Origin of the sequence: Streptomyces sp. NPDC051909 (assembly GCF_040681095.1) — a bacterium.
GTDB lineage: Bacteria > Actinomycetota > Actinomycetes > Streptomycetales > Streptomycetaceae > Streptomyces.
In genome coordinates, this window is the sequence record NZ_JBFAYA010000012.1 from 128919 (window position 1) to 149784 (window position 20866).

General features: G+C 73.4%; 22 protein-coding genes. 10 read left to right on the forward strand and 12 right to left on the reverse strand.

Translation table 11 applies throughout. The features are described from left to right. Positions 1-11: 11 nt before the first annotated feature. A complete protein-coding gene (locus tag AB0M18_RS20660; protein ID WP_365759993.1) occupies positions 12-560 on the forward strand; it encodes an HPP family protein in 549 nt (182 codons plus the stop codon). Here AB0M18_RS20660 and AB0M18_RS20665 read toward each other — a convergent pair. Continuing rightward, positions 548-1288 carry a beta-glucanase gene (locus AB0M18_RS20665; protein WP_365759995.1) on the reverse strand — a complete coding sequence of 247 codons (741 nt, stop codon included), beginning with the start codon at positions 1286-1288 and terminating at the stop codon, positions 548-550. The two genes, AB0M18_RS20660 and AB0M18_RS20665, sit on opposite strands and share 13 nt — an antisense overlap. Before the next feature lie 423 nt (positions 1289-1711). Between AB0M18_RS20665 and AB0M18_RS20670 the strand changes: the two genes are divergently transcribed. Beyond that, complete coding sequence (locus AB0M18_RS20670; protein ID WP_365759997.1) at positions 1712-2137, forward strand: ATP-binding protein; 426 nt, start codon at positions 1712-1714, stop codon at positions 2135-2137. Positions 2138-2236: 99 nt separating this feature from the next. Continuing rightward, the gene (locus AB0M18_RS20675; RefSeq protein WP_365760190.1) at positions 2237-3058 is read left to right on the forward strand and encodes a SigB/SigF/SigG family RNA polymerase sigma factor; all 822 of its coding nucleotides are present in this window, start codon (positions 2237-2239) and stop codon (positions 3056-3058) included. Between the two features lie 25 nt (positions 3059-3083). On the opposite strand, the gene ehuA is transcribed toward AB0M18_RS20675, so the two are convergent. The 9 genes from ehuA to AB0M18_RS20720 all read right to left on the reverse strand — a co-directional run bounded on the left by ehuA (position 3084) and on the right by AB0M18_RS20720 (position 10552). Then, positions 3084-3926: an ectoine/hydroxyectoine ABC transporter ATP-binding protein EhuA gene (ehuA, locus tag AB0M18_RS20680; protein ID WP_365759999.1), complete on the reverse strand. Its 843-nt coding sequence runs from the start codon at positions 3924-3926 to the stop codon at positions 3084-3086. After that, positions 3910-4554, reverse strand: a complete 645-nt coding sequence (gene ehuD, locus AB0M18_RS20685) for an ectoine/hydroxyectoine ABC transporter permease subunit EhuD (protein WP_365760001.1) — start codon at positions 4552-4554, stop codon at positions 3910-3912. The genes ehuA and ehuD overlap by 17 nt, the downstream gene beginning before the upstream one ends. A 16-nt stretch (positions 4555-4570) precedes the next feature. Then, positions 4571-5224 (reverse strand): ectoine/hydroxyectoine ABC transporter permease subunit EhuC, encoded by a 654-nt coding sequence (gene ehuC / locus AB0M18_RS20690; protein WP_365760192.1) that lies wholly within the window; start codon positions 5222-5224, stop codon positions 4571-4573. 53 nt (positions 5225-5277) lie between these two features. Then, entirely contained in the window at positions 5278-6195 is a 918-nt protein-coding gene (gene ehuB / locus AB0M18_RS20695; RefSeq protein WP_365760003.1) for an ectoine/hydroxyectoine ABC transporter substrate-binding protein EhuB, read from the reverse strand. A gap of 57 nt (positions 6196-6252) precedes the next feature. Next, complete coding sequence (gene thpD / locus AB0M18_RS20700; protein ID WP_365760005.1) at positions 6253-7152, reverse strand: ectoine hydroxylase; 900 nt, start codon at positions 7150-7152, stop codon at positions 6253-6255. A gap of 52 nt (positions 7153-7204) precedes the next feature. Continuing rightward, a complete protein-coding gene (locus tag AB0M18_RS20705; protein WP_365760007.1) occupies positions 7205-7621 on the reverse strand; it encodes an ectoine synthase in 417 nt (138 codons plus the stop codon). Between the two features lie 147 nt (positions 7622-7768). Further along, entirely contained in the window at positions 7769-9037 is a 1269-nt protein-coding gene (gene ectB / locus AB0M18_RS20710; RefSeq protein ID WP_365760009.1) for a diaminobutyrate--2-oxoglutarate transaminase, read from the reverse strand. Between the two features lie 55 nt (positions 9038-9092). Beyond that, on the reverse strand, positions 9093-9671 hold the full coding sequence (ectA, locus tag AB0M18_RS20715; RefSeq protein WP_365760011.1) for a diaminobutyrate acetyltransferase: 579 nt from the start codon (positions 9669-9671) through the stop codon (positions 9093-9095). A 413-nt stretch (positions 9672-10084) separates the two neighbouring features. After that, on the reverse strand, positions 10085-10552 hold the full coding sequence (locus AB0M18_RS20720; RefSeq protein WP_365760013.1) for a DUF5709 domain-containing protein: 468 nt from the start codon (positions 10550-10552) through the stop codon (positions 10085-10087). 246 nt (positions 10553-10798) lie between these two features. Here AB0M18_RS20720 and AB0M18_RS20725 point away from each other — a divergent pair, with 246 nt between their 5' ends. The 5 genes from AB0M18_RS20725 to fusA all read left to right on the forward strand — a co-directional run bounded on the left by AB0M18_RS20725 (position 10799) and on the right by fusA (position 16763). After that, entirely contained in the window at positions 10799-11476 is a 678-nt protein-coding gene (locus AB0M18_RS20725; RefSeq protein ID WP_365760015.1) for a hypothetical protein, read from the forward strand. Between the two features lie 139 nt (positions 11477-11615). Continuing rightward, positions 11616-11831, forward strand: a complete 216-nt coding sequence (locus AB0M18_RS20730) for a DUF5708 family protein (RefSeq protein WP_365760017.1) — start codon at positions 11616-11618, stop codon at positions 11829-11831. A gap of 82 nt (positions 11832-11913) precedes the next feature. After that, positions 11914-13257, forward strand: coding sequence for an ATP-binding protein (locus AB0M18_RS20735; RefSeq protein WP_365760019.1), 1344 nt, complete (start codon positions 11914-11916; stop codon positions 13255-13257). Beyond that, complete coding sequence (locus AB0M18_RS20740) at positions 13254-14342, forward strand: tetratricopeptide repeat protein (protein WP_365760021.1); 1089 nt, start codon at positions 13254-13256, stop codon at positions 14340-14342. Before AB0M18_RS20735 ends, AB0M18_RS20740 begins: the two co-directional genes overlap by 4 nt. Positions 14343-14729: 387 nt before the next feature. Then, entirely contained in the window at positions 14730-16763 is a 2034-nt protein-coding gene (gene fusA / locus AB0M18_RS20745; protein ID WP_365760023.1) for an elongation factor G, read from the forward strand. Positions 16764-16851: 88 nt separating this feature from the next. On the opposite strand, the gene AB0M18_RS20750 is transcribed toward fusA, so the two are convergent. Together AB0M18_RS20750 and AB0M18_RS20755 are read right to left on the reverse strand one after the other, a co-directional pair. Then, positions 16852-17208, reverse strand: a complete 357-nt coding sequence (locus AB0M18_RS20750; protein ID WP_365760025.1) for a VOC family protein — start codon at positions 17206-17208, stop codon at positions 16852-16854. A 10-nt stretch (positions 17209-17218) separates the two neighbouring features. Beyond that, positions 17219-18382 (reverse strand): nitric oxide synthase oxygenase, encoded by a 1164-nt coding sequence (locus AB0M18_RS20755; protein ID WP_365760027.1) that lies wholly within the window; start codon positions 18380-18382, stop codon positions 17219-17221. A gap of 280 nt (positions 18383-18662) precedes the next feature. On the opposite strand from AB0M18_RS20755, the gene AB0M18_RS20760 reads away from it, so the two are divergent. Together AB0M18_RS20760 and AB0M18_RS20765 are read left to right on the forward strand one after the other, a co-directional pair. Further along, positions 18663-19460, forward strand: coding sequence for a DUF4389 domain-containing protein (locus AB0M18_RS20760; protein WP_365760029.1), 798 nt, complete (start codon positions 18663-18665; stop codon positions 19458-19460). Positions 19461-19565: 105 nt separating this feature from the next. After that, positions 19566-20783 carry an MFS transporter gene (locus AB0M18_RS20765; protein WP_365760031.1) on the forward strand — a complete coding sequence of 406 codons (1218 nt, stop codon included), beginning with the start codon at positions 19566-19568 and terminating at the stop codon, positions 20781-20783. Positions 20784-20866: the final 83 nt, after the last annotated feature.

Sequence of the window (20866 nt, forward strand, 5' to 3'; positions counted from 1 at the left end):
CTGACGTCACCATGAGCACCGACACCGCAGCACCCGAGACCGGAACCACCCCGGACCGCGCCACCGAGCCCCGGATCGTCGTCAGGGCCCCGGCCCGGCCGGCGCCGGCGGCGGCGTTCCACAGCATCGGCGCCGTGACCCTCGTCCTGCTCGGGCTCGTCGCGATCGGTGGGGTCATCCACGAGCCGGTGCTGATACCGCCGCTCGCCGCGAGTGCCGCGCTCGTGCACGGCGCGCCCACGCTGCCGCTCTCCCAGCCGCGCAGCGTCGTCGTGAGCCATCTGCTCGCCGCCGGGGCGGGCTACGCGATCCTGGCCCTGGCCGGTGCCACCGCCTGGGCCGCCGCGATCGCCGTCGGAGTGACGCTGGCCCTCACCCTCCTCGCCCGCACGCCGCACGCGCCCGCCTGCGCGACCGCCGTCGTGGTCGTCCTGCAGTCGCCCGCGCCGGCCCGCTTGGTGCCGCTGCTGTGCGGCGCGTCGATCGTGCTCGTGCTCATGGAGTTCGCGGTCTCCCGGCTCCGCCGCGGCGCGCCGAGGTATCCGGCCTACTGGTGGTGAGGGCCGCCGGCGCTCGGCCGGAACACCCGCAGACCGCGCACCTCGCAGGACATCTCGTCCACGTCCGGGTCGGGCGCCGGGTGGTAGCGGCCCGCGCACACCGACAGATTGACGATCAGGTAGGCGTGCCAGGACCGTCCGACACCCCGTCGGTCCGCGAAGACCTTCTGGTCGTCGACCCACCACACCACCGACCGGGCGCCGAACTCGGTGCGCAGCCGGATCGATCCGCCCGGCCGCACCGCCGGTGAGCGGTGGTAGAGATGGGTGCCGCGGACATGGTTGGACAGTTCGAGGAGATCCGGGTTGTCCGGGTGGTACTCGAAGACGTCGACCTCCTGGCCGCCGTCCCGCCAGGTCCAGATCGCCGGCCAGGCGCCCATCTCCTCCGGCAGCCGCACCTGGGCCTCCAGGACGTCGCCCGTCCGCACCTGGAAGCCCTCGCGGCTGCCCTCGGTGGTCAGCAGGCCCGCGTCCCACAGCCCGTCCCGGCGGCGGGTGGCCCGGAAGAACCCCGACCGGCTGTACGTCGGGTCCTCGACCAGGTAGTCGAGCTTGTTGTCGCCGGGGTTGACCGGCCCGCCGTCGGGATACGCCCACGACCGGCCCGCCACCCACTGGTCCGGCGCGGAGAAGTCGGCGGTGAAGACCGTCGTGAAGTCCGTCGTGAAGTCCGTCGTGACATCCGTGATGGAGACCGGCTCTTCGGCCGGCTGTCGGCTCGGCATGTTGGCTCCTCGTGTCGGCGGCCGTGGCCCGGCCGCGGGCTCGTGTGTGTGGTGCCCGAGGGGACCCCAGGAATGCGGAGGCCCTCACTCCGTGTCGTGAACTCGCCATCCGGGCTCACTCCCACCGGCACCGGCACCGGCACCGGCACCGGCACCGGCAGCCGGTTCCGGAGCCCGCTGCGCGGGCACGGTGATCTCGTGTTCCATGCGCACGGCAGCAGGGTGACGGCGGCCCGTCCGCGAAACGCCGCCGACGCCCGGCGTTCATCCTTTCGGGCAGGCGGACGGGAGGCACGTGTTCGAGTCCTCCGCGCCCCGTGCGCCCCTCCGCCCGACGGGGCGTGAGGTGTGGGATCGGAAAGCCGGGGCAGGAGCGACGCATCCACGGACGGGAGAAGAGCACAGAGAGGAGCGGGAAGGGCCATGACCGAGCACACCGCCGAGGCCGGGTGGTGGTACGCCGGAGGCGTCGGCACGGTCACCGTGGCCCGGGACGCCACCGCCCGCTTCCTCCACGGGAGTGCCGGCACCGCCCCCGGTGTGGACACCGACACGGCACTGCTCGTCGTCAGCGAACTGGTCACCAACGCCGTCAAGCACGCCCCCGGCCCGCTCCGCCTCGAACTCGTGCTGCGCGACGGCACGCTGGCGATATCGGTGTGCGACGGCTCCACCGCCGGACCGGTGCTCCGGCCACCCGACCCCGAGCGGGTCGGCGGCCACGGCATGGAGATCGTGGCCGCGCTCTGCCGGTACGTCGTGACCGAGCCCGAGCCGCACGGCAAGCGCGTCACCGCCGTCCTCGTCGCGCCCGGACTCGCCACGCGTGCCCCCGCGCAGCGGGGGTAGGCGAAGCGGCACAGACGAACGATCCGCGAGAGACAGGAGGTTGTCCCCGTGCGGACCGAGAGGGTCAAGGCGACGACGACGGCCGGCACGTACCGCGACCTGCCCGTGTTCGAGGCACCGCGCGAGATCGCGCCCGAGGACGCACGCGCCCTGACGAAGGTCTTCCTCCGCGAACTGGCGGTGCGCGAGGAGGGGACCGAGGACCATCAGTACGTCCGCAACACCCTGATCGAGATGAACACCTCCCTCGTCCGGTACGCGGCGCAGCGCTTCCGTGCCCGGGGCGACGAGACGGAGGACATCGTCCAGGTCGGGGTCATCGGACTCATCAAGGCCATCGACCGCTTCGACCTGACCCGGCAGGTGGAGTTCGCGACCTTCGCCGTGCCGTACATCGTCGGCGAGATCAAGCGTTTCTTCCGGGACACCACCTGGGCCGTGCACGTCCCGCGCCGCCTCCAGGAGGCCCGGGTGGAACTCGCCAGGGCCCACGACGAGCTCAGCTCCCGGCTCGGCCGCACCCCGCGGGTCGCCGAACTCGCCGAGCGGATGGACCTCTCCGAGGACGAGGTCGTCGAGGCGCAGATCGCCGCGAACGGCTACCACAGCGCCTCCCTCGACGCCGCCTGCGGAGGCGGCGGCGACGAGGACGACACGGACGCCTCGCTCGCCGACTTCATCGGCGAGGAGGACCCGGCGCTCGAACTCTTCGAGGACTTCCACACCCTCGCCCCGCTCGTCGGACTCCTCGACGAGCGGGACCGGCTCCTGCTCCACCTGCGGTTCGTGGAGGAGATGACCCAGTCGGAGATCGGCGCCCGGCTCGGCGTCTCCCAGATGCACGTCTCCCGGCTGCTCGCCCGCTCCCTCGCGCGGCTGCGCGAAGGACTGCTCGCCGAGGCCCCCGCCGAAGCGAACTGACCGGGTCGGCCGGGCGCGGCGATCCTCAGCGGACCGCGCTGAGGAACGCCCGCGTCCGCTCGTGCCCGGGCGCGTCGAGCAGCTCGTCGGCCCGCCCCGACTCCACGACCCGGCCCTGGTCGAACATCAGGATCCGGTCGGAGACGTCCCGGGCGAAGCCCATCTCGTGGGTCACGCACAGCAGCGTGATGTCGGTGTCCCGCGCGATGTCCCGCAGCACGTCCAGGACCTCCGCCACCAGCTCCGGGTCGAGCGCCGAGGTCACCTCGTCCAGGAGCAGGATCTCCGGGCGCATCGCGAGCGCGCGGGCGATCGCCACGCGCTGCTGCTGCCCGCCGGACAGGCGCGTCGGCCGGGCGTCGACCTTGTCGGCGAGGCCGACCATGCCGAGCAGCGCCCGGGCCCGCACCGCGGCCTCCTCCCGGTCCTCCTTGAGCACGTGCACCGGCGCCTCGACGACGTTCTCCAGGACGCTCATGTGCGGGAACAGGTTGAAGTGCTGGAACACCATGCCGATGCCGCGCCGCCGGTCGGCGAGATACCGCTCGCTCGCCGGTACGAGCCCGCCGGCGCCGGACCCCGGCCCGGACCCCGGCCCCGATCCCGGCCCCGATCCCGGCCTTGGCATGTGGGAGAACGGCTCGCCGGCCACGTGGATGACGCCCTCCGTCACCCGCTCCAGCGTCATCAGCAGCCGCAGGATCGTGGTCTTGCCCGAGCCGCTCGGCCCGATCAGGGTGACTCGCTCGCCCCGCCCGACCGTCAGATCCAGCCCGTCGAGCACCGTGTGGTCCCCGAACCGCTTGGTGACCCGGTCGAAGCGCACCGCCTCGGCCGGATGCCGGTCGCGGTCATGCTCCTTCTGCAAGGCGTGCCTCCAGTCGTCGTACGAGCATGGACGTCGGCCAGCTCGCCAGCAGGAACACCGCGGCGGCCAGCGTGAAGCTCTCCAGATAGGCGAAGTGGGTGGAGCCGAAGGTGTTCGCCTCGTGCACCATCTCGTGCACCGTGATCACCGAGAGCAGCGGAGTCTCCTTGAACATGGCGACCGCGTAGTTCCCCAGCGGCGGCAGCACGTTGCGCACCGCCTGCGGCAGCACCACCGCCCGCCACACCCGCCGGCGGGGCAGGGAGAGCGCCGTGCACGCCTCCCACTGCCCCTTCGGCACGGAGTCGATGCCCGTGCGGTACACCTCGGAGAGGTACGCGGCGTAGTGCACGCCCAGGACGAGCACACCGAGCGCCAGCGCATCGAGCGCCGGGATCAGCACCCACGCCGCGAACAGCTGCACCAGGAGCGGTGTCGACCGTACGAAGGCGGCGGCCGCGTTCACCGGCGCCGCCAGCCACCGGGGCGCGGTGCGCCCGACGAGGGCGAGCACCAGACCGAGCACCGCCGCCACCGCGAAGGCGAGGACGGTCGAGAGCAGCGTGATCCCGAAGCCCTTCAGGACCACGGGCAGCGCGTCCACGGCCGCCGGTCCGTCCCAGATCATGTCCCACTCCCCGTGATCATGTCCCGCTCCCCGCACCCAGCCGCGCCCGGGCGGCCCGCTCAAGGGCGTTCATCAGCAGACTCAGCACCCCCGCCAGCACCCCGTACACCACGAGCAGCAGCAGATACGCCGCCGCCGTGTCCCCGGTCGCCGACCGCAACTGGTCGATCTCGAAGGTCAGATCGGGCACCGTCACCAGCGAGAGCAGCGGCGTCGCCTTCAGCAGCTGCACGAGGAGGTTCTTGAACGGCGCCACCATCAGCGGATGCGCCTGCGGCAGCACCACCCGGCGCAGCCGCTGTCCCGGGCTCATGCCCAGGGCGACGGACGCCTCCACCTGGGCGCGCGGCACCGCCGCGATCGCGCCGCGCACCACCTCGGCCCCGTAGGCGCCGTAGTTGAGGCCGAGCGCCAGCACACCGCAGGCCAGCGGTTCGAGCCGGAAACCGAGCATCGGCAGCGCGAAGAACAGCCAGAACAGCTGCACGTACAGCGACGTGCCACGGAAGAACTCGACCACCGTGCGCGCCGCGCCCCGTACGAGCCGCCGCCGCGAGCGCGACAGCAGTCCCAGCGCGTACGCCAGGACCAGCGCAAGGGCCGCGCCGAGCACGGTCGCCTCGACCGTGACGAGCAGCCCCTCGCCGAGCCGCGGCAGCGCCTTCCCCAGCTCGGCCCGGAACGAGCCCTCGGCCAGGAACGAGTCCTCCGCCAGGAACCCGCTCACGCCGCGCCCCGGCCCGCGCACAGATCCGCCGTGCGCAGGGTGCGCGGCGGCGCCTCCCGCTCGGTGAACCCGTAGCTCCCGATCAAGCCGACATAGCGGGCGGGGTCACCGGTGATCCGGGCCAGTTCCCGGTTGAAGGCGTCCCGCAGGCCCGTGGCGCCCGGCCGGAACACCGCCCCGCCCGCACTCCACTGCTTCACCCCGTTCACCTCGGGCACGAACGGGGCCGTCACCTCCACCGCCGCGCCCGCGTTCGTCCGTGCCAGCCAGCGCAGCGAGATACCGGTGAGCGCGAAGGCGTCGATCCGGCCGGCGAGCAGCGCGTCCAGTCCGTCCTGCTGCTTGGCCAGCGTCTTCACCGCACCGTCCGGCACCCCCGCCGCCTTGGCGTACGAGGCCTCCACCGCGGCCGACAGGACGCCCACGGTCGCGCCGGCCCGCGCCACGGACGCGAGGTCGCCGAGCCGCTTCGGATTGCCCTTGCGCACCATCAGCGCGGTGGGGGAGACGAACTCGGGCTCGGAGAAGATCACCTTGGCGCAGCGCTCGGGCGTGATCGACATCCCGGCGCTCACCACGTCGAACCGGCCGGCCAGGAGCCCCGGGATGAGCGAGCCGAACTCGGTGAGCGTGGGCCGCAGTTCCCGTACCCCGAGCGCCGTGAACACCTCCCGGTGCAGCGTCGGCGCCTCGCCGGCGAGCCGGTCGCCGTCCTGGAAGCCGTACGGCGCCTCACCGGCGAAACCGACCCGGACGAAGCCCTGGTCGCGCAGCCTCGTCAGCAGCTCCGCGTCCGCCTTCGGCGCGCCCGTGCCCACCTCGGTGCGGCTGCACCCGGCGAGGAGGCCGGCCACCCCAATCGCGGGCGCCAGGGCGAGGAATCCCCGCCGGTCGAGGGGTGCGGGTCGGGACATGGCGGTCCTTCCGGTAGGGCGACGGGGGAGTGTGCGAGGGCGGGGGACGGTCAGCGGTCAGCCGAGCGGGGTGATGTCGCGCGAGGCGATGAAGGAGGGGCGGCGGACCGGCGCCGCGAACGGCAACTCGGGCGCGTTCTCCACGCTGTTGAACACCAGGAAGACGTTGCTGCGCGGGTACGGCGTGATGTTGTCGCCCGAGCCGTGCATCGCGTTGCAGTCGAACCAGGTCGCCGAGCCCGGCGCACCCGTGAAGTGGCGGATCCCGCACGCCTCGGCGAAGGTCGTCAGCGCCTCGTGGGACGGCGTGCCCGCGTCCTGCATCCGCAGCGACTTCTTGTAGTTGTCCTTCGGCGTCTCGCCGGCGCACCCGAGGAAGGTGCGGTGAGAGCCGGGCATGATCATCAGGCTGCCGTTGGTGGTGTGGTTCGCGGTGAGCGCGATCGACACCGACACGGTCCGCATCTGCGGCAGCCCGTCCTCGGCGTGCCAGGTCTCGAAGTCCGAGTGCCAGTAGAAGCCGCTGGCGCCGAAGCCGGGCTTGACGTTGACGCGCGACTGGTGGACGTACACCTCGGAGCCCAGGATCTGCCGGGCCCGCCCGACGATCCGCGGGTCGGCGGCGAGCCGGGCGAAGACCTCGCTGATCCGGTGCACCTCGAACACCGAGCGGATCTCCTGCGAGCGGGGCTCGACGACGGCGCGCTCGTCCGCGCGCACGGCCGGATCGCCGACCAGCCGGTCCAGCTCGGCCCGCAGCTCGACGAGCTCGTCCGGGGTGACCAGCTCGTCGACCGTGACGAAGCCGTCGCGCTCGAACTCCTCCAGTTCACGGGCCCAGAACGGGCCGGGCGTGCCGGGTTCGGACCACACCACGGGGTCCTTGCGGCCGATCAGCTGCTCCTCGGTGCCGCGGGTGGGGTAGAGGTCGACGGGACGGGTGGGTGCGGAGGTCATGACGGGTGGCGCCATCCTTTCTCGTACGGGGGTGCGGGCGGGGGAGGGGGGATCAGACCGGGTCCGGGTCCGCCTCGGGCTCGGTGAGGAGCGGGTAGACGCCGTTCTCGTCGTGGTCCTCGCGGCCGGTGACCGGCGGGTTGAAGACGCACAGACAGCGGAAGTCCTGCTTGACCTTGAGGGTGTGCCGCTCGTGCCCGTCGAGCAGGTACATCGTTCCGGGCACGATGGTGTGGGACCGGCCGGTCTCGTGGTCGGTGAGCTCGGCCTCGCCGGCGGTGCACACGACGGCCTCGACGTGGTTGGCGTACCACATCGACGTCTCGGTCCCGGCGTAGAGCACGGTCTCGTGCAGGGAGAAGCCGACCCGCTCGCGGGCGAGCACGATCCGCTTGCTCTCCCAGGTGCCGGAGGCGGCGCGGACATGGCGTTCGGTGTTCTCGATCTCGGCGAAGCTGCGGACGATCATGCGGTGGGCCTTTCGGTGGTACGGGGTGGGGCGGGCGATACGGATGCGGTGGCTGGTACGGGAGAGGCGTCGCCGGTCAGGCGGTCAGGCGGTCAGGCGCTCTGACGGCGAGGCGGTCGGCGGCGTGCCGGTCTGGCGGCGTGCCGGTCAGGCGGTGTGCCGTACGGAGCGGGCCAGGATGCGGAGCCCCTCGTCGAGCTCCTCGTCCGTCGCGGTGAGCGGCGGCAGCAGCTTGACCACCTCGTCGTACGGGCCGGAGGTCTCCAGGAGCAGCCCGAGCTCGAAGGCCCGGCCGCACACGGCCGCGGCCTGCTTCCCGTCGGCGAACTCCAGGCCCCAGACGAGCCCGCGGCCGCGGACCGCCACAGCCGAGCGCCCGTCCTCACCGACCAGGTCGCCGAGCGCGCTCTCGACGCGCGTGGCCCGGGCCAGGGTGCGGTCCCGGAGCGCGTCGTCGCGCCAGTAGGCGTCGAGCGCGGCGGTGGCGGTGACGAAGGCGGGGTTGTTGCCGCGGAAGGTGCCGTTGTGCTCGCCCGGCTGCCACTGGTCCAGCTCGGGCCGGAAGAGGCACAGCGCCATCGGCAGGCCGTAGCCGCTGATGGACTTGGAGAGCGTGACGATGTCGGGGGTGATGCCGGCCTCCTCGAAGGAGAAGAAGTCGCCGGTCCGGCCGCAGCCCATCTGCACGTCGTCGACGATCAGCAGCATGTCGTGCCGCCGGCACAGCTCCGCGAGGCCGCGCAGCCACTCGGCCCGGGCGACGTTGATGCCGCCCTCGCCCTGCACCGTCTCCACGATGACGGCCGCCGGGCGGTCGAGGCCGGAGCCGGGGTCGGTGAGCAGCCGCTCGAACCACAGGAAGTCCGGCATCCGGCCGTCCAGGTAGCGGTCGTACGGCATCCGCGTCACGTGGGGGAGCGGGACGCCCGCGCCGGCTCGCTTGGCGGCGTTGCCGGTCGCGGCGAGCGAGCCGAGCGACATGCCGTGGAAGGCGTTGGTGAAGGAGACGACCGTCTCCCGGCCGGTGACCTTGCGGGCCAGCTTCAGCGCCGCCTCCACGGCGTTGGTGCCGGTCGGGCCGGGGAACATCACCTTGTACGGCAGCGCACGGGGCTCCAGGACCACCGAGCGGAAGGTCTCCAGGAAGTCGCGTTTGGCGGTCGTCGACATGTCGAGGCCGTGGGTGACGCCGTCACCGGCCAGGTAGTCGAGCAGCGCCCGCTTGAGCACCGGGTTGTTGTGCCCGTAGTTGAGCGAGCCGGCGCCGGCGAAGAAGTCGAGGTAGGGCCGCCCGTGCTCGTCGTACAGCCGGCTCCCGCGGGCCTGCTCGAAGACCACCGGCCAGGCGCGGCAGTAGCTGCGCACCTCGGATTCGACGGTCTCGAAGACGGACGGGGCGATGTCGGTGAGGGTCACGGTTCTCCCGTATCTCGGTGTTTCGGGGGGTGGTCGGGCCGGTGCGGGCGCGGGGTCAGTGCGCCAGCGGGCCGATGCGGTACAGCAGCTCGGGCTCATGGCCCGGGGCGGTCGGGGCGGCCGGGTCGTGCGGGGTGACGGGGGCGGCAGGGTCGCCGGCGTCCGGGAAGGCGTCGGCGGGGAACAGGACCTCCCGGGTCAGGGCCGCCCCGTGGCGGCGTGCGAACGATCGGAACAGCCGGTCCGAGGCCACGTTCCCCGGAGTGACCGTGGCCTCCAGCCGGCTCGGCCCGCGCCCCTCGGCCGTCGGTCGCCCGGCCAGGGCGTCGAGCAGTGCTCCGGCTACCCCGGTTCCGCGATGCGAATCGTCCACGGCGACCTGCCAGACGAAGAGCGTCCCCGGCGCCTCGGGCCGCAGATAGCCGGTCACGAAGCCCACAGGCCGTTGCGATGCGTCACGGGCGACCGCCGACGTGGCCGCGAAGTCGCGGCACCACAGCAGGTAGCTGTAGGGCGAGTTGAGGTCCAGACCCGCCGCCCCGCGGGCGATCCGCCAGAGGTCCGCGCCGTCCGCCGGGCGGGCGGGTCCGATGTCGACGGCGGCCTTCGGAGAGGTCATGTGTGCTGCGGTCATGTGGGCCGAAGCTACCGAGCGGTGGGGCGAACGTCCTGGTGCGGCGGTCTTGCGGGCACCAGGCGAAGTGCGATAGTTGCGCAGGCGGATACCGCCGGGGAAGTCTGGCATTTCATGCCAGGTAAATCGGGAGATTCCGGGACGAACTGCCCGTTTGTCACGACTGGATAACGGCTTCCGGAGTCTTGACGCGGCCCTCAGACTTCCGTGAGAACCTACCCCGCTTCACGTTTGAAGTGGAGCGACGGGGTCAGGAGTACGGGTTCGCCGGGGACCGGCATCAGGGCCCGCACGGGGCCCGCGCGGGGCCCGCTCAGCGCCCGGCACCGAGTGCCGTCGCACGTGCCGTGTGCGCGTCGGCATTCCCTACGAGCCGGCCGGCGCGAGGCCCGGTGTCACCCCGGGGCCTGGTGTCACTCCTCCTCGACCAGGTGCATCGCGGCCTCCTCGGCGGAGGCCGCGCCGCCGTCGATGCCGACGTCCCGGGCGTATCCCTCCAGGGGTGAGAGGGCGCGCCCGTCGTCCAGGGCGACCAGACGGCCCGAGCGGCTGGTGCCGACCTCGCCGTCCAGGGGCTCGCCGTCGGTGTCCACGGTGTCCCCGACGCCGTCCCAGTCGGGGTTCCCCGCGTCGTCCGGCACCTCCTCGGCCAGCCGCTGTTCCAGGGACTCGCCGCGCAGCCGCTCGGCCGCCGTGACCCCGGTGTGCTCCACGGCCCACGGACGGTCCGGCGGCGCGTACCCCTCGTCGAGAGGACTGTCGAGAGGCCCGTCCAGCGTGTCCGAGGCGTCGAGCAGCCCCGCGTCGTCCTGGACCTCGCTGCCGTCGGGCTGGTACACCTCGTCGCCCCAGGCCACGTTCTGGGCCTCGTTCTCGCTCATGCGGACACTCCCGCCACTCGTCGATCTCCACGAGCTGTCTCCCATGCTCCGTGTCCGGCCCCCGGCCCGCCACCGCACACCGCCCGGGCGGTGGAAATGCGCCCGTCCGGGGGCCGGATCCGGCCGCCACGCGCGGTCTGAGGGGGTCCGGATGTGAACCTGCGGCGCGCACGGGGTAAAACCATGGCCAACACCCCTCTCACCTGAACGGAAACGCGCGCGTTGAGCATGCTCCCTGGATCACGTGTGCCAGGCCGGACCTGGACGATCCGCCTCACCGGTCACCCCGACCACTCGGCGACGGTCACCTGCACCACGCCGGGCTGCCGCATGCCGGCGCGGTCCAGGGACCTCGCGTCCCTGCGGACCTTCGCCGCCGAGCACGTCCGCGCCCACGCCCGCCTGGCCACCGTCCGCCCGAACGCCGCCTGTGCCTGCGGGGCGAGCGACTGCCGGCACCACACCGCCCGCACCACCTGCACGGGCCGGACACTCCTCGTCCTCATCCACAACCCGGTGATCGCCGAGGTCTGGACCCTCGCCGAGATCTGCCAGGCCTGCGCCCCGCTGATCTCCCACGCGTCCGTCCTCGCCGGCGCCGGCGGCGCCTCCACCGGCCGGGACTCGCTCGCCGCCCGCGCCGCCGCCGCCGCGACGGCGGCCACCGCGGGTTCCGCACCTGCGGCTCCGCCCGCGCCCGCCGCGCCCGGGGCCCCGGTCCCGCCCGCCGTGCCGATGATGTTCTCGTCCCCGGAGGCCGCCGGCGGTCCCGGGGCCCCCGTGCCCTCCCCGCACCGCAGGCGCTCCCGCGGCGGCGGTGGCGGCGGCGGACGCGGTGGCGGCGGCGGTGGCCAAGGAGGACGCGGCGGCCAGGGCGGCCAGGGCGGCGGGGGCGGGAACCGCCGCGCCCGCGGCCGCTCCTGAGCCCCGCGTACGGCCTCTCGCGCCACCCGGCCTCCGTCGTTCGACGGAGGCCGGTCTCGTCCACGAGGGCGAGGAGACCGGGGCCGCCCGCCGCCTACGCTGAGGACACCGCCACCCCCGCCCACGAGAGGCCGTCACGATGCACCGCGGAACCAAGAACCTCCTCGAAGGAGGCGTCACCTTCCTTGTCGGCCTGTGCCTCAAGCTGTTCACGGCCGGTGTCGAGATCCCCGTGTTCACCCTCACCAAGGTCGGCGTGGTGCTGATGGTCGTCGGCGGTGCGACGCTCGTCGCCGGCCTGCTGCGGACCGTGCTCGACGCCCGCGCCGGCCGCGCGGACGGCACCTCCTCCTGACACCCGGTGCACGGACTGACACCCGGTGCACGGACTGACACCCGGTGCACGGACGGCCATCGCCGCTTTCTAGGCTGGGCCCATGTCCGACGAGTCCCCGCTGCTCCGCAGCCTCCGCGCCGCCGTGGCCGCCGCCCCCGCAGACGTTCCGCTGCGGCTGCACTTCGCCGAACTGCTCCTCGCGGAGGGACACCACGACGAGGCCGTCGGCCAGGCGGCCGCCGCCCTCCAGCACGCCCCCGGCGACCCGGCCGCACGGGACCTGATGGCCCGTGCGATGGGCCTCCCGGCCCAGACCCCGCCGCCCCCGCCGACGCCTTCCACTCCGGCCGCCACGCCCGCCGACGCCATGCCCGCCGACGCCACGCCCGCCGACGTCCCGGCCGATCCGCCCGCCTTCGACTGGGCCGCCGCCGAGCAGGAGGTCGCGGACCTCGTCGGCCCCCGCTTCACCGACGGCGGCGACGGCGCCGGGGACGGCGTCGCGGGCCTGGAGGCACCGCTGACCTCCACGGGCTTCGGCGACCCCGGCGACGCCGACGCCTGGGACGTCGACGCGCCCGGAGCCGTACGCCTCGCCGACGTCGGCGGCATGCGGGAGGTCAAGGAGCGCCTGGAGGCCGCCTTCCTGGCGCCTATGCGCAATCCCGAACTCCGCCGCCTCTACGGCAAGTCGCTGCGCGGCGGACTGCTCCTCTACGGCCCGCCCGGCTGCGGCAAGACGTTCATCGCGCGGGCCGTCGCGGGCGAACTCGGCGCGTCCTTCCTGTCGGTGTCGCTCGCGGACATCCTCGACATGTACATCGGGACCTCGGAGCGCAACGTCCACGACATCTTCGAGACCGCCCGCCGCCAGGCCCCCTGCGTCGTCTTCCTCGACGAGCTCGACGCGCTGGGCGCCAAGCGCTCCCGGATGCACCACAGCGGACTGCGCAATGTCGTCAACCAGCTCCTCACCGAGCTCGACGGCGTCGACGGCGACCGCAACGAGGGCGTGTTCGTGCTCGCCGCCACCAACGTCCCCTGGGACGTGGACCTCGCCCTCCGCCGGCCCGGCCGCCTCGACCGCACCCTGCTCGTCCTGCCGCCCGACGCCCCGGCCCGCGAGGCGATCCTCCGCTACCACCTGCGCGAACGGCCCATCGAGTCCGTCGACCTCGGCAGGATCGCCAAGGCGACCGAGGACTTCTCCGGCGCCGACCTCGCCCACGTCTGCGAGTCCGCCGCCGAGGCCGCGCTCCTGGACTCCGCCCGTACCGGCACCATCCGCATGATCAGCACCAGGGACCTGCTCCAGGCGGCCAAGCAGATCAAGCCGTCCAGCGAGTCCTGGTTCGCCTCCGCCCGCAACGTGGCCATGTTCGCCAACGACGGCGGCATGTACGACGACCTGCTCGCCCACCTGAAGAAGAAGCGCAAGCTGTGACGGCCACCGACCCGACGGGCCGGGACCTGCGCCAGGCCGACGCGCTCTACGACCTCGGGCGCTACGAGCAGGCCGCCGAGGCCGCCGCCCGCCACCTCGCCGCGCACCCCGACGACGCGACCGCGCTCGTGCTGCTCGCCCGCTGCCGGCACCGGCTCGGCGACGAGGCCGAGGCGCTCGACCTCGCCGAACGGGCCCTGCGCGCCGAACCCGACTCCGTCGGCGGCTGGCTGATGCGCACGCACGTCCTGCTCTCCACCCGGCGGTACGAGCAGGCGGAGGAGTCCGCCCGGCGTGCCGTGGCCCTCGCGCCGCACCTCTGGGCCACCCACTACACCCTCGGCACGGTCCTCGACCGCTCCGTGCACCTCGAACGCAAGCGGGCCGCGTACGAGGCCGCACGCACCGCCGTCTCCCTCGCCCCCGAGGAGAGCGACGCCCACTTCCTCGTCGGCCTCACCGCGCAGCGCCTCGGTAACCACGAGGTCGCCGAGCGGGCCTACGAGACCGCCCTGCGGCTCGACCCCGAGAGCAGCGAGGCGCACAACAACCTCTCGCTGCTCCATCTGCGCCGCCGCTGGTGGCGGCCCGGCTCCTGGACGAAGGCCGCCGAGGGCTTCGTCCAGTCCGCCGCCCTCGATCTCGACGACCGGCAGGCCCGCTACAACCTGGAGACCATGGCCTGGGGCACGGTCGCCGGCTCCCGCTGGGTGGCCCTCGCCGGATTCGTCGCCGCCTCCATGGCCTCCGTACACCTGCGCTCCGGTGCCGAGGGGAGCGACGCGATCATCGGCGTGCTGCTCGCCGCCACCGTGATGATCGGCGGCTGGGGCGGCTGGTTCCTCTGGCTGACCCGCCGGGTCCCGCCCCGGCTGCGCCGACCGCTGCTCCTCGTCTCGCGCGGCTGCAAACCGGTCGTCGCCATGGCCGTGGCGGTGGCCCTGATGGCCCTCCACTCGGCGCTCACGCTGGTGCTGTGGCGGGTCTCCGCGTTCGGCTCGCTGGCCTTCCCGCTGTTCTGGGGCGCGATCATCACCTACTGGGTCAGCCGGGCCCGCCTCCAGCGCCGCGCCCCCAAGAACTGAGCCCCCCTTCCGACTCGGACCCCGCTCCCGCCGCCGCGAAAAACCGCTGTCGCGGCCGGACTTCGGCTGCCTAGACTCCACCGCGTACCGGCGGACACCCCCTCGGTCACGAAACGAAGGGAGACACCCATGCGCGCCACGGCCATCACCACCGCCACCGTCCGTGCCCAGGTCGTCTCCCGTGCCCGGTACGACGTGATCCTGGCCTCTTCGTCGCCCCGGTGCCGGCTGCGCGGCCGCCACCGCTGACCCGCGACGAACCGAACAGGCCCGCCCGCAGCCCCCGGCTGTCACCGCCCCTGTCCCCGTGCTCCCGCACGCCCCACCCGTCACGGGAATCGCGCTGCACTGCATCTCCACCGCATCGCACGCGAAGGACACGTCACCATGCGTACCCGCATCCGCAACCTCGGCATCCTGGCCCACGTCGACGCCGGCAAGACCACCCTCACCGAGCGGTTCCTCTACCTCACCGGCGCCACCCACAAGCGCGGCGAGGTCCACGACGGCACCACCGTCACGGACTTCGACCCGCAGGAACGCGACCGCGGCATCACCATCTTCGCCGCGGCCGTCAGCTGCGACTGGGCCGATCACCGCCTCAACCTGATCGACACCCCCGGGCACGTCGACTTCGCCGACGAGGTCGAACGCGCGCTGCGCGTCCTCGACGGCGCCGTCGCCGTCTTCGACGCAGTCGCCGGAGTCGAGCCGCAGAGCGAGTCCGTGTGGCGCCAGGCCGACCGGCACGGCGTCCCGCGCCTCGCCTTCGTCAACAAGCTCGACCGGGCCGGCGCCGACCTCGACACCGCCGTCGCCTCCATCCGCGACCGGCTCGGCACCGTACCGCTCCCCGTCCAACTGCCCATCGGCCGCGAGGACGCCTTCACCGGCGTCGTCGACCTCGTGCACCTGCGCGCCCACCAGTGGCGGGCCGGTTCCGACACGTACGAGACCGGACCCGTACCCGAGGCGCTGGCCGAGGAAGCGGTACGGCGACGACACCGGCTCGCCGAGACCGTCGCCGAGCTGCACCCCGGAGCCCTGGAGGAGTACTGCGCCCACGGCACCCTGAGCCCGGACACCCTGACCGCCGCACTGCGCGACCTCACCCTCACCGGCGAGGCCGTGGTGGTGCTGTGCGGCTCCGCCTACCGCAACCGAGGAGTCGAACCGCTGCTCGACGCCGTCGTCGCCTATCTGCCCGCCCCCGCCGACCTCCCGCCGGTACGGGGCGAGCAGCCCGCCGACCCCACGGCGCCGCTCACCGGCCTCGTCTTCAAGGTCACCACCACACCCATCGGCCGCATGACCTACCTCCGCGTCTACGCGGGCACCCTGCGAAAGGGGGACACCGTGCTCGACAGCACCACCGGCCGCACCGAACGCATCGCCCGCATTCTCCGGGTCCAGGCCGACCGCACCACCGAGACCGACCAGGCCGCGGCCGGCGACATCGTCGCCGTCGTCGGGCCCAAGGCGGCACGCACCGGTGCCACCCTGTGCGCCACCGACGCGCCCGCCGTCCGCCTCGAACCGCCGGTCTCCGCAGACCCGGTGGTGTCCGTCGCCGTCGAGGCCCGGCAGAGCCGCGACACCGAACGACTCGCGGTCGCCCTCGCCCGGCTCGCCGAGGAGGACCCCTCGCTCGCCGTGCGGACCGACCCGGAGTCCGGCCAGACCGTGCTGTCCGGTCTGGGTGAACTCCACCTGGAGGTCGCGGTGGAGAAGCTCCGCCGCGCCCACGGCCTCGACGTCACCGTGGGCCGTCCCAAGGTCGCGTACCGGGAGACCCCGGCCGGAACCGTCACCGGCCTCACCTACCGGCACGTCAAACAGGACGGCGGGGCGGGCCAGTTCGCCGTCGTGGTCCTCGACGTCGCCCCGCTGGGCGAGGCGGACGAGGGTGAGGACACCTCCGGCCAGGACCTGGTGTTCCGGTCCGCGGTGACGGGCGGCCGGGTCCCGCAGGAGTTCGTCCGCGCGGTCGAGGCCGGCTGCCGGGACGCCCTGGCCGACGGCCCGCTCGGCGGCCATCCGGTCACCGGCGTCCGGGTCACCCTCACCGACGGGGCCACCCATGTGAAGGACTCCTCCGAGCTCGCCTTCCGCACCGCCGGACGGCTCGCGCTCCGCGAGGCCCTGCGCACGGGCGGCACGACCCTGCTCGAACCGGTCGTCGAGGTCACCGTCACCGCACCCGACAGCGCCGTCGGCACGGTGCTCGGCGACCTGACCGCCCGGCGCGGCCGGATCACCGACTCCACCACCCACGCGGACACGGCGGTCCTCACCGCGACCGTCCCGCTCGCCGCCCTCTTCGGCTACGCGACCCATCTGCGCAGCCGTACCCAGGGCCGGGCCGGCTTCACCACCCGCCCGGCGGGCTACGCCCCGGCGGGCTACGCCCCGGCGGGCTGAGCCGACGAAGGCCGGGGCCCGGCGCACACCCGCGCCGGGCCCCGGCCCGATGGCACTCCCCGCGTCACTCCCCGCGTCGTTCTCCGCGTCACTCCGCGTGCTCCTCCGCCGGAGCTCCGCCGAACCCGATCTCGTTCCCGTCCGGGTCACGGAACGTGGCCTTGCGCACCCCGTTCCCGTACGTCTCGCGCTGCACCGGGCGCAGCCCACGGGCGGCGATGTCGTCGATCACCGTGTCGAAGTCGTCGACGAACAGGGTGTGCATCGCGTGCCCGGCGTGCCCGGGACGGTGCTCGATGTAGAGCGAGCGGTGCTCCGCCAGCTCCCACACCGCCTCGATGTCGTTCGGCAGGAACGTGGGCGGCGCACCGAGCAGGCGCTCGTACCAGGCGAGCGCCGCCGCGTAGTCGCTGACGGCGATTCCGGCGAAGAGAGCCACGGTCATGTCACCGAGCCTAGGCGGTGTGCGGGTGATCAGCCCGGGGGAGGAAGGCCGGGCGCAGCGACGGGTCCACCGGGTCGTAGTAGCGGTGGAAGACCGGGGTGGCCGAGCCGGAGACAGGAGGAACGATCCAGCTCCAGTCGGCCGGGGTCGGCCGGCCGTGCCGGCTCTCCTGCGCGATGTGCCGCAGGAACCGCGCGGACTCGGTGTGGTGGTCCGCCATCGTCACGCCCGCCTCTTCGAAGGAGTGCAGCACCGCCACGTTCAGCTCGACCAGCGCCCGGTCCCGCCACAGCGTGCGCTCGCTCGACCGGTCGAGGCCCAGACCGTCGGCCACCCGGCGCAGCAGGTCGTACCGCTCGCCGTCCGCCAGGTTCCGGGCGCCTATCTCCGTGCCCATGTACCAGCCGTTGAACGGTGCCGCCGGATACCGGATCCCGCCGATCTCCAGGACCATGTCGCTGATCGCCGGCACCGTGTACCAGCGCAGTGCGAGCTCGGCGAAGAACGGGTGGTCCGGATGGCGCAGCGGCACCTCCGTCACCGTGCCGTCCGGCAGCTCGAACCACTCGGGCCGCGAGCCGGGCCGCTCCCGCACCATCAGCGGCAGCACCTGGAACCTCTCCTCGTCCCGCTTCCAGCCCAGCGCCCGCGCCTCGTCCGTGAGCGCGGCGCCGCGCGGGTCGCCGACCCAGGACCCGCCGGACGGGCGGTGCCCCGCGTAGCGCACCAGCTGGTCGTTGACGATCCGCGGCGCGGGCCGCCCCGGCCGGTCCGGCGCGAACACGGAGATCACCGGGCGGATCCGGCCCCCGTTCGCGGCGAGCCGCAGATGCTCGAAGCACTCCTCGGCGATCTCGTCGGGGGCCGTCACCTCCCGCAGATCGCGCACCACCAGGCTCCGCCAGTACAGGCGCCCGATACAGCGCGCCGCGTTCCGCCAGGCGACCTTCGCGCCGAAGGCCAGCTCGGCCGGGGAGTGGACGTAGGTCCCGGTCCGCTCGATCTCGGCCAGTACCTCGCGTACGCGCGACTCCGCGTCACCGGCGTGCGGCTGCTCCTCGTGGAACTGGCGGATGAACCGTTCCGCCTCCTGCGCGAGCGGCGCGGGCGCGGGCGCGGGCGGTGGCTGACGGACCGCCTCGTGCGGATACGGACACGTGGACGTGGGGGGCACGGCGGGGGCAGCGGGGGCGGATTTGCGGCGACGACTCAGACTGAAGACCAAGGTGTTCCCTCCCTGGCCCCATGACTACCGTACGCATGCGCACAGATGTGGAGAGTAGTCGAAAACGCGGCTGACGCGGCCTCTGCGCTGATATGGTGCCCGGCCCCCGCCGCAGCGCCGCCGTTGCCCCACGTGGCCCCCGTGGCCGTGCGCGGCCCGTGCCGCCGCGCCAGGATCGAGGGGATCCGGCAACCCAGACCCGGCACCCAGGGACACGGAGGCGGCGGCCATGAGCGCAGGTTGGGAACCCCGTCCCACGGCGGACACCGACGAGGGCGAGTTCCGCCCGCCACTCGACGTGCCCGCGCCGGGGCGGCAGCGCCGCTGGACGGTGTTCCTGCGCTGGCTGCTGCTCATCCCGCAGTTCGTGGTGGTCATCGTGCTGTCCATCGCCGCGTTCTTCGTGACGATCGTCGGCTGGTTCGCCGCCCTCGTCCTCGGCCGGCTGCCCGATCCGATCCACTCCTTCCTCGGCGACGTCCTCGCCTACCAGACCCGGGTGACGGCCAGTTCGACGCTGCTCGTCGACCGCTACCCGCCGTTCGCCTTCGACGTCCCCGACTACCCCGTACGAATCGAACTGCGCCAGACCCCGCTCAACCGGCTCGCCGTGCTCTTCCGCATCATCCTGATGATCCCGGCGGCCATCGTCAGCGGCCTCGCCCAGTCCGGCTGGTTCGCCATCGGCTGGGTGTTCTGGATCATCACCGTCGTCCTGGGCCGACTGCCCGAGCCCGTGTTCGCCGCGACGGCGGCAGTCGTCCGCTACCGCATGCGGTTCAGCGCGTACGCGATGATGCTGACCCCCGTGTACCCCAAGGGCGTCTTCGGCGACGAGCCCGCGCCCGCCGCCCAGCAGCCCGTCTCGGCCACCCGCCCACTGGTCCTCGGCACCCCCGCCAAGGTCCTGGTCTGGGTGTTCCTGATCCTCGGCCTCGCGAGCCAGATCACCAACGGCACGGTCACCAGCGGCGACGACGACTACTACGACGACCGCCCGGCGGGGCCGGTGCGGGTCGCGTCCTAGGCCACGGCACGGGCCTTCCCCCGGAGCGCGGGGAGGGGGAAAGGCGGGGGCCGCCACGGTGCGTCCCGCAGGGCCCGGCGGAGCACCCGGGTTACGGTCGGCGCCATGCGTGAAGACGGCGGTGCGGACCTGTCGGCACGGCGGGGCTGGCTGCCGTGCCTGCTCGCCGGAGCGGTGTTCGTCGTCTGCATGGCCGGCACCACCCTGCCGACCCCGCTCTACCCGCTCTACCAGCAGGAGTTCGGTTTCTCCGAGCTCACCGTGACCGTCGTCTACGCCGTGTACGCGTTCGGCGTCATCGGTGTCCTGCTGCTCGCCGGCAACGCCTCCGACACCGTCGGACGGCGCCCCGCCCTGCTCTGGGGTCTCGGCTGCGCCGCCGCCAGTGCCGGCTGCTTCCTGGCCGCCGACGGGCTTCCCTGGCTCTACGCGGGCCGCCTGTTCTCCGGTCTGTCGGCCGGTCTCTTCACCGGCGCCGCCACCGCCTACGTCCTGGAACTCGCCCCGCCCGGCGGCGCCTCCCGCGCCACCTTCGTCGCCACCGCCGCCAATATGGGCGGCCTCGGCTGCGGCCCCCTCCTCTCGGGCCTCCTCGCCGAATACGCCCCCGACCCCCTCACGCTGCCCTTCGTCGTCCACCTCGTCCTGGTGGCCGTCTCCGTGCTGGTCCTGCTCCGCCTGCCCGAGACCGTCACCGAACGGCGCCCGCTGTCCGCCGTGCGTCCCCAGCGGCCCGCCCTGCCCCCGCAGGTCCGGGCGGTGTTCGTGCCGTCCGCCGTCGCCGCCTTCGTCGGCTTCGCGCTCTTCGGTGTGTTCACCTCGGTGAGCCCGGCCTTCCTCGCCCGCTACCTCCACGTGGACAACCACGCCGTCAGCGGTCTCGTCGTCGCCCTCGCCTTCTTCGCCTCCACCGCCGGACAGCTCGCCGTCAGTCGCGTCGGCGTCGCCCGCTCCCTGCCGGTCGGCTGCGCCGTCCTCTTCGCCGGCCTGCTCCTCCTGGCCGGTGCCCTCTACACCGACACCCTCGCCCTCGTCGTCCTGTCCGCCCTGGTCGGCGGCACCGGCCAGGGCCTCGCCTTCCGTGCCGCGATGTCCGCCGTCGCCCAGGCCGCCCCGGCGGACCGCCGCGCGGCCGTCATCTCCACCCTCTTCGTCGTCGCCTACGCGGGCATCTCCGTCCCGGTCATCGGCGTCGGGCTCCTCGCCGACCCCCTCGGCCTCGAAGGCGCCGGCCTGGTCTTCATCGCCTGCATGCTGGTGCTGATCGTCCTGGCGGCGGGCTATCTGCTGCGGCGGCCGGTGCGGGTGGAATCGAGACGGTGACGTAAGGGCGGCGGGCAGGGGGCCCGGGAGGCGCCAGGGCCGGCGGACATGCGCCGGATGCCCGCATGACAGGCGGCCGCGGC